At 40.1% G+C, this 15,290-nt stretch carries 14 protein-coding genes and 1 pseudogene; 6 read left to right on the plus strand and 9 right to left on the minus strand.

The annotated features are described in order from the left end of the window. Positions 1 to 4 precede the first annotated feature (4 nt). From H5186_RS11330 to H5186_RS11340, 3 genes are all read right to left on the minus strand, one after another. Positions 5 to 1,303 carry a hemolysin family protein gene (locus H5186_RS11330; protein WP_182794470.1) on the minus strand — a complete coding sequence of 433 codons (1,299 nt, stop codon included), beginning with the start codon at positions 1,301 to 1,303 and terminating at the stop codon, positions 5 to 7. A 131-nt stretch (positions 1,304 to 1,434) separates the two neighbouring features. After that, complete coding sequence (locus tag H5186_RS11335; RefSeq protein WP_259399157.1) at positions 1,435 to 2,217, minus strand: ABC transporter substrate-binding protein; 783 nt, start codon at positions 2,215 to 2,217, stop codon at positions 1,435 to 1,437. A 34-nt stretch (positions 2,218 to 2,251) separates the two neighbouring features. Further along, the gene (locus H5186_RS11340) at positions 2,252 to 3,364 is read right to left on the minus strand and encodes an arginase family protein (RefSeq protein ID WP_182717603.1); all 1,113 of its coding nucleotides are present in this window, start codon (positions 3,362 to 3,364) and stop codon (positions 2,252 to 2,254) included. Between the two features lie 429 nt (positions 3,365 to 3,793). Between H5186_RS11340 and udp the strand changes: the two genes are divergently transcribed. Next, positions 3,794 to 4,549 (plus strand): uridine phosphorylase, encoded by a 756-nt coding sequence (gene udp, locus H5186_RS11345; protein ID WP_149979966.1) that lies wholly within the window; start codon positions 3,794 to 3,796, stop codon positions 4,547 to 4,549. Here the strand turns inward: udp and cdd are convergent. The 3 genes from cdd to ppc form a co-directional block, all read right to left on the minus strand. Beyond that, positions 4,530 to 5,462 (minus strand): cytidine deaminase, encoded by a 933-nt coding sequence (cdd, locus tag H5186_RS11350; RefSeq protein ID WP_145234421.1) that lies wholly within the window; start codon positions 5,460 to 5,462, stop codon positions 4,530 to 4,532. The two genes, udp and cdd, sit on opposite strands and share 20 nt — an antisense overlap. Before the next feature lie 48 nt (positions 5,463 to 5,510). Continuing rightward, positions 5,511 to 5,888: a hypothetical protein gene (locus H5186_RS11355; RefSeq protein ID WP_145234423.1), complete on the minus strand. Its 378-nt coding sequence runs from the start codon at positions 5,886 to 5,888 to the stop codon at positions 5,511 to 5,513. A 399-nt stretch (positions 5,889 to 6,287) separates the two neighbouring features. Continuing rightward, a complete protein-coding gene (gene ppc / locus H5186_RS11360) occupies positions 6,288 to 8,933 on the minus strand; it encodes a phosphoenolpyruvate carboxylase (protein ID WP_182783538.1) in 2,646 nt (881 codons plus the stop codon). 220 nt (positions 8,934 to 9,153) lie between these two features. On the opposite strand from ppc, the gene H5186_RS11365 reads away from it, so the two are divergent. Genes H5186_RS11365 through H5186_RS11375 form a run of 3 tightly spaced genes read left to right on the plus strand, consistent with a single transcriptional unit; the run spans position 9,154 to position 10,877 of the window. After that, positions 9,154 to 9,519 (plus strand): thiol-disulfide oxidoreductase DCC family protein, encoded by a 366-nt coding sequence (locus H5186_RS11365; RefSeq protein WP_149979962.1) that lies wholly within the window; start codon positions 9,154 to 9,156, stop codon positions 9,517 to 9,519. Continuing rightward, a complete protein-coding gene (locus tag H5186_RS11370; protein ID WP_182794471.1) occupies positions 9,519 to 10,253 on the plus strand; it encodes an SDR family NAD(P)-dependent oxidoreductase in 735 nt (244 codons plus the stop codon). Before H5186_RS11365 ends, H5186_RS11370 begins: the two co-directional genes overlap by 1 nt. Before the next feature lie 9 nt (positions 10,254 to 10,262). Next, positions 10,263 to 10,877: a flavin reductase family protein gene (locus H5186_RS11375; RefSeq protein ID WP_145234432.1), complete on the plus strand. Its 615-nt coding sequence runs from the start codon at positions 10,263 to 10,265 to the stop codon at positions 10,875 to 10,877. A gap of 186 nt (positions 10,878 to 11,063) precedes the next feature. On the opposite strand, the gene H5186_RS11380 is transcribed toward H5186_RS11375, so the two are convergent. Then, the gene (locus H5186_RS11380; RefSeq protein WP_182794472.1) at positions 11,064 to 11,873 is read right to left on the minus strand and encodes a peptidase S8; all 810 of its coding nucleotides are present in this window, start codon (positions 11,871 to 11,873) and stop codon (positions 11,064 to 11,066) included. 230 nt (positions 11,874 to 12,103) lie between these two features. Between H5186_RS11380 and H5186_RS11385 the strand changes: the two genes are divergently transcribed. Next, positions 12,104 to 13,078, plus strand: coding sequence for a transposase (locus tag H5186_RS11385; protein ID WP_182794473.1), 975 nt, complete (start codon positions 12,104 to 12,106; stop codon positions 13,076 to 13,078). A 197-nt stretch (positions 13,079 to 13,275) separates the two neighbouring features. After that, positions 13,276 to 13,785: pseudogene (ycaC, locus tag H5186_RS11390) on the plus strand (isochorismate family cysteine hydrolase YcaC); the annotation flags it as partial. A 90-nt stretch (positions 13,786 to 13,875) separates the two neighbouring features. Here the strand turns inward: ycaC and H5186_RS11395 are convergent. Both H5186_RS11395 and H5186_RS11400 read right to left on the minus strand, forming a co-directional pair. Then, on the minus strand, positions 13,876 to 14,274 hold the full coding sequence (locus H5186_RS11395) for a hypothetical protein (protein WP_145234441.1): 399 nt from the start codon (positions 14,272 to 14,274) through the stop codon (positions 13,876 to 13,878). A gap of 70 nt (positions 14,275 to 14,344) precedes the next feature. Continuing rightward, entirely contained in the window at positions 14,345 to 15,289 is a 945-nt protein-coding gene (locus H5186_RS11400; RefSeq protein ID WP_182717610.1) for an ornithine cyclodeaminase family protein, read from the minus strand. Position 15,290 lies beyond the last annotated feature (1 nt).

The raw sequence follows: 15,290 nt of genomic DNA on the forward strand, positions 1-15,290 counted from the left end.
CGTTTTATTGTAAGACTGGTTCTACCGGTAGTATTTTAGACACCAATAATTGCTCAACTCGGATCCCTTCAACATCCACCACTTCAAATTTAAAACCTGCGAATTGAATATATTCTGCACGTTTAGGAATTCGCTTCATGGTATAAATTAAAAATCCGGCAACAGTTTCATAATGCATTTGCTCTGGAAATTCATCCACACCGAGCACTTTTGCCAGCTCAACGGCTGGAGTTAAACCATCAACTAACCATGAATTTGCATCACGTGCGATAATTAATTCATCACCATTATGGGTGATCAAATCTCCCATAAAGCCTTTCATAAGATCTTTAACTGTCACAATTCCCACGACAAGTGCGTATTCATTTACCACCACTGCGAAGGGTTTTGCTGCGCCTTTAAAGGCATTTAATGCCTCTGACAAACTCAGTGTTTCTGGTAGATAAAAAATCTCTTTTTCGAGCATTTCGTCGTTAATATTCGCTGCATCGCCTTTGAGCACTTGGCGAAGAATATCTTTTGATTCAACTGAGCCAATTAATTTATCTAAATTGCCATTGCATACCAAAAAATGATTATGTGGATGATCAATGATTTTGCCCGAAATACTATCGCTGGCTTCGTTAATATCAAAGTAGACTATTTGATCTCTAGGTGACATTACACTCGATAAAAAGCGCGCTTCTAAATCAAATACATTACCAATTAAATCATATTCTTGTTGTTGTAAGCTGCCATATTCTGCGCCTGCATCCATCATTGCGACTATGTCTTCGGTGGTTACAATGTCTTCACGCTCTGCCGGCACATTGAATAAGCGTAAAACAATGTTAGTTACACCATTAAAAAACAATACTAACGGTGTTAATGCATACGTTACCCAACGCATAATCATGACTACGCGAACCGCAACAGCCTCTGGTAGGATCATAGCTAAGCGTTTTGGTAATAAATCAGCAAATAAAATAAACAATGAAGTAATTGTCAAAAACGACAGTAAAAAGCTAATTTGCGCCAGTAACGGTCCTTGATAAAATAACACAAGCACACTTTCAACATAAGGTGAAAGCGCTTGTTCGCCCACTATACCGCCTAAAATAGCAATTGCATTAAGGGCAATTTGGATCATGGCAAAAAAAGCACCGGGTTGCTCTTGCAGCTTTAACACTGCAGCCGCTTTAGCATTGCCTTCGTCAGCCATGACTCTTAATTTAATTTTACGTGATGCTGCGATGGCGATTTCCGACATAGCAAATAACGCACTGATCAAGATTAATAAACCAATCCCGATTAAGTCACCCATTTATAACTCCAAAAATAAGCGCTTTTATAAGCAAAAGCAGCTGGATTATAACCCCTTTTAAAGGTTGGGCAATTTAAATTTAATTAATATTAAAAGTAATTAAATATCAGTGCATTACCAACAATAAAAGCTTACTGATACGCGTTGAATGCGTTGCTGAGTTTGGTTTGAGTTGGCTTATCTAGCGCTTTGTTACAAGCAAAATACAGTGCTGGTTGCGTGATCTTGAGTCTTAAAATTGGTGTTAACTTGTCAGTAACCTGCCTTTTAGACTGTTCAAATTTAACGCGTTGTTCAGGTAATACGACGATATCGATAGTGCTTTGACGGCTTTGAACTATTTTAAAAATATTATCAAAACTATTCATCAGCATTAGATTTACACCTTCTTCAAAGCCCTGTGATAATAAAAAGTGATGGCTGTAATTATCTTTTAATACCGCAATTCGGTATTGCTTTGCTTGCTCTAGGGAATCTATAACGATGCTTTTCGAATTCAAAGCATAAAGATAAGTGTTCAACTGTGCTAATTCTGCAATCCAAATAAATTGCTTTTCACGAGAAGTTGAGCGCGCCATAGAAAAAATGCACGTTTGCGGATCGCGCAGTACCATATTAAATGCAGTACTCCAACTATGCACTGAAATTGTATAATCGAGTGTTGAAGAAGCTAACACCATTTGAACTTTATCAGCGATATAGCCAACAAGTTGTTCGTTTTCATCAAGATATTGAGCAGGCGGAAAATATTCCGTCACCACATTTAATTTAGCGAGACTTTGATTACTTAAGATTATAAATAAAAAATAACACCACTTAGCCACTCTTGCCCCACCGATTATTACTTTAAGCATCTGTTGATGTAAATTAAATATAACGGCAAATAGCTGATTTGTGAATTTAAAAAGCAGCATGCCGTAGCAGGCTGCTTAAATGAACTGTTATTGACTATGCGCGGTTCATGGCATTAATTAAAAATGCTGAAATTTTTGCACCTTCTCTAAGCGTTGTATCTGAACTCGATTGACCAATCAGTGAACTGTCAGTAAATGGGGCAATTTCCATCATATCAGCGCCAGTGATCGGAAATTCATCAGCCAAAGCAACCAAGATATCCAAAGCATGCTGCGGCGTTAAACCGTTCCCTTCGGGTGTGCCTGTTGCTGATGCAAACTCTTCATCGAGGGCGTCAATATCAAAGCTGACGTAGAGTTCATCAACATTGTCAGCTTTAAGCTGAGCAATGACTTCTGCGGCAATTGCCGGCGCGCCTCGTTCGATGATCTCATGGGCCCAATGTTGTTTAACGCCAAAGGTAGATTCCCAGTGCTCTTTTGGCTTACCGCTTGAACGAATACCAAATTGGATCAGATGATGCGGTGCAGGTAAAAACTCTAAAATATGAGTGCACCACGAGCCAAAACATAAATCGATACCTAAACGTTCAACGAGTAAATCGGTATGCGCATCAAAGTGAATAATCGCAGTGCGTTTACCTTGCGCACGCTTTGCCTTCAAATACGCTTTAGTTAACGGGTAACTAATTGAATGATCACCACCAATACCAAAAATGCCTTTATCAGTAAACGTTGCATAAAAGCTATCGCATACATCTTCAGTGATAGACAACGGGCTGACATAATACTCACTGCTTGGATTATCATATAATGCCTGTTGGCAATTACTGATAGTCGCGTCGTTTAAATATTTATCATGCAGTAAATGTGGGATAACCCTTACATCACCTAAATCAAACGACTTTGCCTGAGGCTGCTGATCAATCAATGTTGAGCGTAAAAACAATGGCCCCCAGTTGGCGCCGCGTAAAATGCCACCACCACAGTCAGAGCTAATACCTAAAGTCACCGCTTTATGCTCACTTTGACTAAGTGTATCGAGTGATGCACGCCATAGCGTATCGATATTATCTTCTTGCCCATACAGTTTCATACGCAGCGCCGCTTTACGTTCTTTTGCAGTATTAACCGTAAAAACGCCATCGCCCGGCGGACATAAACAGTGCTCAACTTTACTTTTAAATGTGTGCCATTGTGTGCTCATTGCAATTCCTTACTGTGTGCTTTTGCGTAGTTATGCAAAAGAGCGTTGTTGAAAATAAAATTAATAAAAGATTCACGCGCCGATTTTCACTCGCAATTTTATTACTCTCGCCGCTTTAGCTACATTTTAAATAACTATATAAATCTCTATAATAACAATTGGTTATACTTATTCGTCCAACAACGTATAAACTAAAATAGAGTGCCTAGTAGGATTGATATAGTGTCTATGAATACAAGTCAACTACCGGCGATGACACAAATTAAAGTCAGTTGCTTGAATATTCAAAGAGAATGAATAAATTTGATAACGGACATCCGTCCTGTACAAGGCAATGCATTGTAGTAATTATGCTAAATTGACAACAACTCTTTATAAATTAGCGTTATTAACTGACGTTAGAACAAAAGTTATAAATAAGGCCCCGCTATGGAAAAGGTATTTCACTTAGGACTCACCCGCGACGATCTACACGGTGCAAAACTTGCAATTGTACCGGGCGATCCAGATCGTGCAGCACGTATTTCAACTTTTCTCGAAAACCCAACTTGCCTCGTCCAAACCCGAGAATTTCATGCTTACTTAGGTCAACTTAACGGTAACTCTGTGGTTATTTGCTCAACCGGTATTGGTGGTCCTTCAACCTCCATTGCAGTAGAAGAGCTGGCGCAATTGGGAGTTGAAACATTCTTACGAATTGGCACAACTGGCGCTATTCAACCTCATATTAATGAAGGTGATATTTTAATCAGCCAAGCATCTGTGCGTTTAGATGGTGCGAGCCAACATTTTGCGCCATTGAACTACCCTGCGGTGTCTGACTTTTTCGCCACTCAAGCGATGGTAAATGCGTGCGGTAATTTAGGCATTGATTTTCATATTGGTATTACTGCATCAAGCGATACTTTTTACCCAGGTCAAGAACGTTACGACACTTACTCGGGTTATGTACCAAAAGCATTTCAAGGTAGCTGTGAAGAATGGCAAAAGCTGGGCGTGATGAACTATGAAATGGAATCAGCAACCTTATTTACAATGTGTGCAGCACTGGGGCTAAAAGCCGCCTGTGTAGCTGGTGTGTTGGTTAATCGTACTCGCCAAGAAATCCCCAATGTAGATCACGGCGAGATTGAGAAAAAATCAGTCGCCGTGGTACTCGAAGCCGCTAAACTGCTGTTGGCTTAATATTTAAACTAATACTTTGTAGTACTGGCAAATCAGTGTAACTTGCCAGTACTGCTTGACTGACACTTAACTGATTTCCCTTACCCTGCGTTTGTAGTAACTCAATCCCTTTGACAACATCTTTAGTCATTGCCAAACCGGCTAAATGCAATTGACTCACCGCACTTTGCAGTGGTGATAAGCTCGGGCTATACGCGGCATTTTCCGCATAACAACCATAAAAATTACCATTTTCGAAAGTACTAATTTTCACTGCGCTGTAATTTTCAGAGTAAGGTACATATGCAGCCAACGCATAACTTAGCAACGTTTTATCCAGTTCATCAGTTACAACAAATTCATGCTGTTGTGGAGCAGGGTTAAACAAACTATAAGAATTACCTAAATCTTGCGGGCCAAATGAGTGAGGGAGTAAATCAGCCAGCTTGAATTGCTGCTGCGGTAATAAAATATCAAAGCTCTGCGCATCAGCCAACTCATTCATAAATTGACGACAATAACCACATGGCGCATCACTGATAGCAATTTTAGCTATTTTTTTCGCGCCATTGAGCCAAGCGTTATTAATTGCCGATTGCTCAGCATGAACCACTAAGCTTAATGCTTGTTGTGCAAATTCAACGTTAGCCCCAAAATAAAAATGTTGCTCACCGTGTTTATCGTAGCCAACTACAATTGCCCCAACAAAAAAATGTGAAATAGGCACAACTGCAAATTTTGCAGCAATAGGTAAACAGGCACGCAGTATAACCTCGACAGGTTGCTTATATTGCGCGCACAAAGCTGTGATATCAGCGGTATTTAAAATACCCTTGTGCTGTTTTACGTGAAGATATAACTGCTGCTGTTGTTTTTCACTGAAGCTAAAAACGCAGCTAGTTTGAGTACTTACTGTAGGCGTTAATGAAGACATAGACTAGTTTTATGATTTAATGGCTAACTAGTTTAGAAGGTTCAACGCTTAAATGCTAGGTTGATTTACTAACCAATTTTTCGCGCTGTTAAAACAATCAAAATTTTCTGCTTTTATATCAAAGCGCTGTGCTTTTTGCAAAAACAAATCGTGCATAAAACCATCAAAACTAACGACGCGAGCAATAAAGCAACTAGCTAACCACTGAGATACTGCTGGCATAATAGTCAGCAGTTCACTTGCCGGAAATTTATGCGTTAATTCAGACACATCAACGAGTAATTTATTACTGCCGTAAATAGATACATACTGCTGCGCAATTTGATAAAAGTTCATCACATCCTGTGCACTTGCCGTCCCTCTAAGCGTCATCATTATTAATGACGTAGATGCATCATACGTGATGCAAGTAGACACATTTGACATAATTACTACTCGATTATTAGTACAATTGCCATAAAATGACAAAACAACCGACATTCTAGATAAAAAAAACAGACAGTCAATATCTAGTAGCAAATCAGGTCTGACCAGAGCGTTAATACAGAATAAAGGATGGTTTTTTTTGCTAAAATGATACCAAAAAATACCTTGTTGTAACTAAGTTATAACCTGAAACAGCTTAACGATAGGAAGTAACTGTATTCAATACATCTAAGCTGAACTAAGATTAAATAAGATGTTTAATGCGGATAAATATAACTTACTTGGTAATATATGCGCCGAACCTTACCAGCACAGCGCACTGTTAGTGCTCAATTAACTAATTAATGGACCTCTCGCTGCTAAACACAGCAAAGAAGTCCACACTTAATTATTGGATAATCAACCGGTATTACGCATACCTGCGGCAATCCCAGTCATAGTAATCATTAACGCGTTATCAATGTCACCAGAGCTGCCTTCTGCCGCTTCGCGCGAACGTTTTAACAACTCAACTTGAAGCACATTCAATGGATCCGTATACGGGTTGCGCAAACCAATAGACTCTTTTATCCAAGGTTGATCGGCAAGCAAACTTTGCTGTGGACTTAACGATTGTACCAGTGAAATAGCCTGCTTGAGCTCTTTACGCAGTTTTTCACCTAGTGGTTTGTATTGCTCTTCAACTAAAGCGTCGTCGTAATGCGCACTTAACCAACAGTCCGCTTTACTGAATACCATTTCAAGCATTTCTAGACGGGCTCTGAAAAACGGCCAGCGTTGACTCATCTCATTAAGGGTGTCTATGCCGTGTTTTTCAAGTGCAGCTTGTAAACCAGTTAGTGCCCCAAGCCATGCTGGTAGCATTAAGCGATTTTGACTCCAAGCAAAAATCCACGGAATAGCTCGCAGGCTTTCAACACCACCATTGGGATTACGCTTTGCTGGACGCGAACCAAGCGGTAATTTTGATAGTTCCTGCTCTGGTGTTGCCATTCTAAAGTACGGCACAAAGTCTTCATCAAAACGCACTACATTACGGTAATGCTCACATGACTTTTCACTGATCAACGCCATTACATCACGCCATTCATCTTTTGGCTCTGGTGGTGGTAACAAATTACTTTCAAGCACAGCACCGGCATAGATGTTTAGACTTTCCAGCGCCACATTAGGTAGGCCAAATTTAAAGCGGATCATCTCCCCTTGTTCGGTAACACGCAGGCCACCTTTGAGTGAACCTGGTGGCTGTGAACGCAAGGCTTGCGCAGCAGGTGCGCCACCACGGCCAACAGTACCACCACGGCCATGGAATAATATCAGCTCAATACCACGTTGCTCTGCCAATTGTACAAGCTTATCCATTGCCTCGTATTGCGCCCACCCGGCAGCCATCATCCCAGCATCTTTGGCTGAATCTGAGTAACCTATCATAACATTCTGTATGCCCTCAGCTTGGCCTCGATACCAGTTATTATCTAGCAATTGAGTAATAACATCGCTGCCTGCATTTAAGTCATCTAAGGTTTCAAATAATGGCGCAACAGGCAGTTTAAAACTACAACCACTTTCTTTTAATAGCAGTTGTACTGCTAATACATCAGAGGCTGTGCGTGCCATTGAAATAATATATAAACCAAACGTCGACGCATCTTGCTTGGCGATTACATCAAAGGTGTCGAGGACTTCTTTTACATCAGCGCTTGGTTGCCAATGTTTAGGAATAAGCGGGCGACGAGAGTTAAGCTCGGCTAATAAAAATGCCTGCTTATCTTCTTCTTGCCATTGGTCGTAATCACCTAAACCTAAATAACGAGTGAGCTCTGAAAATACCTGACTGTGGCGTGATGAGTCTTGGCGCACATCAAGTTTAGCTAAACGAATACCAAAGCTATTAATACGACGTAACACATCTAATAATAAGCCATTGGCTACCACCGCAATGTTACTCTTAAGCAAAGAACGGTAGCATGCCTCAAGCGGCTGCTTTAACTGCTCAATGTCAGTAACGATGTCTTGTGCATCGGTGCGCTTATTCATAATTTTAGCGCCAAGATGAGCAACGGTTTCACTCACTTGCGCTTTGAGTACTTTTAATACCGCACGATACGGTTCAAAATCTTGTCCAGCGAGCTCGACTAGCTCATCACTGGCTTGTGACATAGAAAGCTCAGTGCTTAAAGTGTCGATATCGCGACTGTATAAATCCAGTGCCATCCAGCGCCCATGATCCAGCACTTGCTGCGTCACTAATGCTGTTACAAATGGATTGCCATCGCGATCGCCCCCCATCCATGAGGTAAATTCAACGGGGCTGTAATCGTTTGGTAACTCTAAATCAAGGTGCTCTTTTACTTCTTTATTAAAGTCTCGTAAAAAACGCGGAACGGCATGCCATAGGCTATTTTCGATAACTGCAAAACCCCATTTTGCTTCATCAATTGGGGTTGGACGTGAACGACGGATGTCGTCTGTATGCCATGCTTGGCTGATCAACTGTGCGATACGGTTTAATATATTTTCACGCTCATAAGGCAGGTTATCGGTACGCTCAAGAGCTGCTAAACAATCACTTAATTCAACGTGTTTGTTAATAATTGTACGACGAGTTACTTCAGTTGGGTGTGCAGTTAAAACTAAATTGATATGCAGTTTAGCTAAACTTTCTGCGATTTCATTGGGATTTATTTTACCCTGCTGTGCGTGGCTAGCTAATGTTTTTAAAGTTTGTGTTAACGGGCTTAGCTGACAAAAACCCACGTCATTAAAACGAGAAATAGTATGAAACTGCTCTGCAACATTGGCTAAATTCAAAAAGTGATTAAAAGCACGTGCCACTGGCAGTAACTCTTCATCGGTTAAAGCATGCAGAACATTAATTAAGGTATGGCGGTCTTGCTCGTTTCCTGTGCGGGATGACTTAGCTAAAGCTCGAATTTCTTCTACTTTATCTAAAATCGCTTGTCCTTGGGCGTCTTTGATTGTTTGGCCTAATAATTGCCCCAATAAATTAACGTTCCCACGCAAGGCGGCATATTGTTCACTCATTCCTGATACTCCATTGTTGATGTTTATACCATAAAGGTACTAATAATAAGCCGTGTTCAATTTTTAAGTGTGGAGTGTAAAATGCGGTAAAAAATCGACACTTTGCTTACCTTTATATTTGTAAGACTCTATTAATATCATCCAAATGGATAATTTAACAGATCCAAGGCTTATTCTATTTCGTAACAAGACATAATGAATCGATGAATTTTGAGTAACTATGATTATTTTTTACGATGGTAATTGCCCGCTTTGTGTTAAAGAAATGGATTCACTTAAGCGTGCTGACACACACAACAAAATAATACTCGAAGATATAAATAAAGATGATTTTGAGCAGCGCTTTAAAAACATAAAACGCCACGATGCCATGGCGTTTTTGCATGGCCAGCGTGATAACGGTGAAATGATTTACGGATTAGATGTCACATTTGAAGCATGGCAAACGGTTGGCCGTCATTCATGGCTAAAGCTGCTACAATTACCCATAATACGCTTTATTGCCGATTTAGGTTATCGCCTGTTTGCTAAGTACCGCAGACAGATCACACGCATTTTCTGTCAATCAAGTTGTGGGATAAAATAATGACTAACGCTTATATTATTTTCGGTGCAAGTAGTGAAATTGCAAATGCGTATCTAAAAGAAATTGCCAAACACGATCCACAGGCTATAGTTTTTTGTGTAAGTCGCAGCTCTATTGACACATCCGCTGTCGGTATTGTTGTTGAGCAGTTTGTTTGTGACTATTCCAAAGCACGCTTAAGTGAATTAACAAACTTACTTAAAGAGCGCGCAATATACCCAACTCAGGTAGTTATTTTTAACGGCCAGCTACATTATGCGCAATCTATGCCTGAAAAAAAACTCGACGATATCGATGAGCATTATTTCAATACCTTACTCAACACCAATACATTGACTCCTATTTTGTGCCTGCAAGCAATCGCGCCGCTACTTAGCCACAAAACACCTTGTACCATAACGGCCTTAAGTGCGCGAGTAGGTAGTATTACAGACAATAACTTAGGCGGCTGGTACAGCTACCGCGCCTCAAAAGCAGCACTTAATATGTTATTCAAAACAGCAGCTATTGAACTGCAACGACGCGCAAAACAAACACGTTTAATTCTTTTTCATCCGGGCACAACAGATACTAATTTATCTAAGCCGTTTCAAAAAAATGTACCCGCAGGTAAGCTCTTTACACCTGAGTTTGTAGCATCACAACTTTATACTCTTTTACAACAACCTGAACAGCTCACTGAGGTAGGTCAACCCGCCTACATTGATTGGCAAGGTGAGCACATACACTGGTAAGGATAAACCATGCACTTTACAACAGACGCCATTAGTCAGTTAGATAAACACTACCGTACGCATTTAATAAACTCACTATCTGGTTTTAAAAGTGCCAACTTAATTGGTACTCAAGATAGTGCAGGCAACACCAACTTAGCAATTGTAAGTTCGGTTATTCACCTTGGCGCGCATCCACCGCTTGTAGGTATGATTATGCGCCCACATAGTGTACCTCGTCATACTTTCGAGAATATTTTAGCAACCGGTGTTTACACTATTAACCAAGTGAATAGCGAGATTGTGGAACAAGCTCACCAGACTTCTGCCCGTTACGATAAAAATGAATCTGAATTTGATGCTACAGGCCTTACAACCGAGTATCTGGCTAATTTTTCGGCTCCGTTTGTTGCTCAAAGCCGTTTAAAGTATGCAGTTAAATTTGTTGAGCATCAACACCTTGCCGTAAATGGCACTGAGTTAGTAATCGGTGAGATTATAGACTTACATGTTGAAGACTCAGCAATTTTAGAGGATGGTTTTATCGATTTAGAGTCAATCAACACCGTCACCATTAGCGGCTTAGATAGTTATCACAAAACACACGCTATAACGCGTCTACCCTATGCTAAAAAACCTCGTTAAATAGAGCAGCTGAGCTTTGAAAATGATTGTTAAGAGTGTCATATATACTTTGAATAATTAAATATCATACTTTGATACGGTTGTTAACACTGCGCTATGGAGTAAACCTCAGCAGCAAGTGCAACGTATTATATTGAAAGTCGCAACTACCTTACAATAGACTGTTTTGGTAATTGCGACCCACACTTAAAATATTATTTTAAACATTTCTAATGAGCAAGGATACATTGCATTACAACCTATAACTGTAGGCAGAACATTGGTTCCAAAACCACCATTATTGACCGCTTGTACGTAATAACCATTAATCGATTTAAGCGCGATGTTGTCACCATTTTGAATTAATGCACCAGGGTTATTTGGTAATTCTATAGTGAACGTTTCCCATATTGATGCCGCAGTTCGGTTTGCATTAAGTGCAGCCCCACCACCTTGCTCTGCCACAAAATAGTATCCTGATGTTGTTTGGATATGTATTTCATCACCACTTAGCAAATCACCGCCATTAATATCTATTAAATTAAATTGCTCCCATGGACCAATTGCAAGACGATTTGCATTCACTGTATCCCCCCCATTATTCTCAGCCACAAGGTAATATTGGCCACCTGTTTCTAGGGAGATATTGTTTAATATAGTGGGGTTACATGGTAGCGTGGTAAAAGTGAGATCTTCACCTTGCAGTGTTGATCTGGGCGGTTTTGGATCACCATGAAACCGAAAATGATACTGCGTTCCACAATCTAAATTAGCTACTTGCGCACTCACAGGGCCATTAACTCCTGCGGGTGTGACTAAAACACTAAAGCCATAGTTTGTGGTTTCACCATAATCAATTATTTCACCACTTAAGCCAATAGTAGATGCCGAATAACCATTTAACTGCGCCGATGTTGTCGTAATATTGCTTGCAGGTTGTGTTGTGTACTGCGTACCAGCATGCGCAATCGATGCCGTACCAAGTAAAACCACAAATAAAAGTTTTGAAGTAATCATTGTCGAGTTCCTGTGACGTTTACGCTGCTAGGATTAACAGCCCTATAAGCGTAAACGTCGACATGAAATAAAACATTACACCTTATTACAAGTCGCATAATGATAAAAAACTTACATGACACCCACTTAAATCTAAATTCAACAACTGATTCCAATTCAAACCCATCATAAAGTTGCAGTCCTATATAAAGTGACTAGTATTTTTATAGAAACACAACATTGGAGGTTTTATGGCAATCGCTCGAAAAAGACAAATTAGCCTAAGTGATACTCGCTACTATCACTGTATATCTCGTTGCGTAAGAAAAGCTTATTTATGTGGCATAGACAAGCATACGGGCCAATCGTATGAGCACCGCAGAAAATGGGTTGAAGATAAAATTATAATGCTCGCTTCAATATTTTGTATTGATGTATGCGCCTATGCTGTGATGAGTAATCATACACATATCATCCTTCATGTAGATAATAATAAAGCTAACCGCCTAAATGATAAAGCCATTGCTTTACGCTGGCACAAAGCATTTAAAGGTACTTTATTAACTCAACGCTTTGTGAAAAATGAGGTACTCTCTTCTGTCGAACTGCAATTAGTAAAGTCTAGCATTGGAGAATATCGTTCAAGGCTAATGGACATTAGCTGGTTTATGCGATCACTTAATGAGTACATTGCTCGCAAAGCTAATAAAGAAGATAATTGTAAAGGTAGATTTTGGGAGGGACGCTTTAAATCTCAAGCTTTACTTGATGAGTCAGCACTAGTGGCTTGTATGGCCTATGTCGATCTAAACCCAATCCGTGCTGGAACCGCTTCATCACCTGAAAACTCAAATTATACAAGTATTAAAAAACGTATTGCAGCAGCACAAAATGCCAAACAACCTAGGTCCTTATTTCGCTTTGCAGGTTTAACAACAAAACACACTGTAAATGGTTTGCCTTTTGAACTGAACTCTTACCTAAACCTTGTTGATAAAACAGGGCGCTGCATAAAAACAGATAAAACAGGTTATATAGATCATTCTTTGCCACCGCTACTAGAGCAACTAAACATATGCCCTGAAAACTGGCTAAAAATCACCAGTAGGTTTACTAAAGTCTTTCATGGTGCAGTTGGTAAACCAGATGCAATTGACCGGTATTGTGAACACCAACACTTTAAACGACGAAGTAACCGCAAAAATTGCGAAAAACTATTAGCGTAATACCATATAAAACAACTTTTTACTTTTTATCAGCTCAAGGCTGAAGCTTGTGCTGCCAGTTATTTGCTATACTCGCCCAAAAATGAACATTTACTATTCTGAGAAGAGTTTTTTAATATCATTAGACACATAAAAACTCTTGTAACTGTATTGAAGTTAGGTGTCATTTTAATTTTTAAAAGTAGTGGATGTCTTTTAACTTACTCGCATTGGCAGACTGTGCAAAATACTTTGCGATGCCAACAATCTTAACCACCAGCTTTGAAGAAGGCCCCAACGGCCCGCTAGTACCTGAGTTAAAAGAAATGTTTCCAGATTCGCCCTACATTGCTCGGCCTGGACAAATTAACGCATGGGATAATGAAGAGTTTGTTGCCGCTATTAAAGCTACAGGAAAAAAACAAATCATTATTGCTGGAGTAGTAACTGAAGTATGCGTTGCATTCCCAGCTTTATCCGCTTTAGCAGAGGGTTTTGATGTATTCGTGATCACTGATGCTTCAGGCACCTTTAATGTAATGACTCGTGATGCAGCTTGGGATCGCATGTCAGCTGCTGGCGCACAACTTATGACCTGGTTTGGCGCAGCTTGCGAATTACATAGAGACTGGCGCAATGATGTGGAAGGACTGGGGACTCTATTCTCAAACCACATTCCAGATTATCGCAACCTAATAAATAGTTACTCAACCTTCCAACCTAAATAACATACTATTTAACAAGGGGCTGGCCCCCTTTTTTTATAACTAAAAACTAAACAATATAAGTGAGTTGCATACCAAGCATGCTCGTTTACCTCACGTTAAAAAATAGCTCCCCACGCACAAACTTAGACCGCTAACCAACCAAACTAATGCATAGCTTTGCCATAGTTGTGAGTTGTTATAAACCTTTTGCGGGTTATTTTTATCAACCAATACACTGCAAGGCTCGCCTTGTTTGAATCGTGTGAGCAGGGTGTTGTCGTGACTGACCAATACGCTATACAAATGATTGTTAAATCTAAAGCTAACTAACATTGACTGTGACGGCAATAGTTCATGAGCACCAATACGAGTATTAACCGCATTAGTGATGTTATCAATCACACACACGCGCCAGTGATGTTTGCTTATTTTACACTTTAACCACCTAAAAAGAGGCAGTAACCCTGCAAAAATAAAACACACACCCAATATCAATAGCACAGTATTCATCTTTCACTTACCTTATAAAACTAAAACAGACACACAGCACACACATTAAAAACTCACCACAAATTATCTATTAGTTCTGTAGAGATTGATAAACTTGATTTGCAGCAATCAAGTCACTCAGTGCTGTACCAACTGATTTAAATACCGTTATATCCGTTTCGTTAAAACGGGCTACGGTATTTACCTTCGCTAAATCAGCTAATTCAGCACATACGCTTTGCTCGCAAAATACACCTTCACTTATTGGTATTAATAATTCACCTGCTTCTCCTAATACATTGGTTTTACTATCAACATAAACGCGGCTACGAGTAATTGTGGCGGTGTCGCATTCGCGATGGTCACTCTGATGATTACCGATTAGGTCAACATGCGTGCCTGATTTTAACCAGTTGCCATCAAATAATGGCACTTGAGAGCCGGTCGCGCAGCTGATCACGTCAGCACTGTAAATTACTTCTTGCGTACTTTGCCCAATGACAAACTCAACATCAGGATATAACTGCTCTAAACAACTTTGCAGGGCGACTACTTTTAAATGATTACGCGCCACCAGCGTTACTCGTTTAAAATTACGAACAGCCAAATGCGCACGCACCATATACTCGGCTAAGTTACCACTGCCAAAAAATACTAAATGATTACTATTCTCTCGGGATAAATAACGACTCGCAAGCGCCGATACGCTTGCCGTACGCCATAAAGTAATACTCGTGCCATCTACCAGTGCCAACGGTTCGCCGTGCTCGCGCGAAAACAACATTATTTTAGAATACAAAGAATCAAAGCCCGCCTCGCCATTATTAGGAAAATAAGTAAATGCTTTTACGCCAATCACTTGTTCATTCCATGCAGGTAACACAGCAAACGCATCCCGGCTACCGCTGTTGCTATCTAACTCATAGACGTTACGCTTTGGCATAGTAAAATCGAGGGCAAAACCTTGCTGCATAGCAGTGATTAACGAGTCAAAATCAAGGGCGTTATCAATGTGTTTTTTATCAATAACTTGCATT

Origin of the sequence: Pseudoalteromonas sp. SG41-2 (assembly GCF_014164535.1) — a bacterium.
Lineage (GTDB): Bacteria > Pseudomonadota > Gammaproteobacteria > Enterobacterales > Alteromonadaceae > Pseudoalteromonas > Pseudoalteromonas rhizosphaerae.

Excerpts from the sequence above, each read along its gene's own strand:
- H5186_RS11330 (WP_182794470.1), bottom strand. The coding sequence starts at position 1,303 with ATGGGTGACTTAATCGGGATTGGTTTATTAATCTTGATCAGTGCGTTA.
- H5186_RS11335 (WP_259399157.1), bottom strand. The coding sequence starts at position 2,217 with ATGCTGCTTTTTAAATTCACAAATCAGCTATTTGCCGTTATATTTAAT.
- H5186_RS11340 (WP_182717603.1), bottom strand. The coding sequence starts at position 3,364 with ATGAGCACACAATGGCACACATTTAAAAGTAAAGTTGAGCACTGTTTA.
- udp (WP_149979966.1), top strand. The coding sequence starts at position 3,794 with ATGGAAAAGGTATTTCACTTAGGACTCACCCGCGACGATCTACACGGT.
- cdd (WP_145234421.1), bottom strand. The coding sequence starts at position 5,462 with ATGTCTTCATTAACGCCTACAGTAAGTACTCAAACTAGCTGCGTTTTT.
- H5186_RS11355 (WP_145234423.1), bottom strand. The coding sequence starts at position 5,888 with ATGTCAAATGTGTCTACTTGCATCACGTATGATGCATCTACGTCATTA.
- ppc (WP_182783538.1), bottom strand. The coding sequence starts at position 8,933 with ATGAGTGAACAATATGCCGCCTTGCGTGGGAACGTTAATTTATTGGGG.
- H5186_RS11365 (WP_149979962.1), top strand. The coding sequence starts at position 9,154 with ATGATTATTTTTTACGATGGTAATTGCCCGCTTTGTGTTAAAGAAATG.
- H5186_RS11370 (WP_182794471.1), top strand. The coding sequence starts at position 9,519 with ATGACTAACGCTTATATTATTTTCGGTGCAAGTAGTGAAATTGCAAAT.
- H5186_RS11375 (WP_145234432.1), top strand. The coding sequence starts at position 10,263 with ATGCACTTTACAACAGACGCCATTAGTCAGTTAGATAAACACTACCGT.
- H5186_RS11380 (WP_182794472.1), bottom strand. The coding sequence starts at position 11,873 with ATGATTACTTCAAAACTTTTATTTGTGGTTTTACTTGGTACGGCATCG.
- H5186_RS11385 (WP_182794473.1), top strand. The coding sequence starts at position 12,104 with ATGGCAATCGCTCGAAAAAGACAAATTAGCCTAAGTGATACTCGCTAC.
- H5186_RS11395 (WP_145234441.1), bottom strand. The coding sequence starts at position 14,274 with ATGAATACTGTGCTATTGATATTGGGTGTGTGTTTTATTTTTGCAGGG.
- H5186_RS11400 (WP_182717610.1), bottom strand. The coding sequence starts at position 15,289 with ATGCAAGTTATTGATAAAAAACACATTGATAACGCCCTTGATTTTGAC.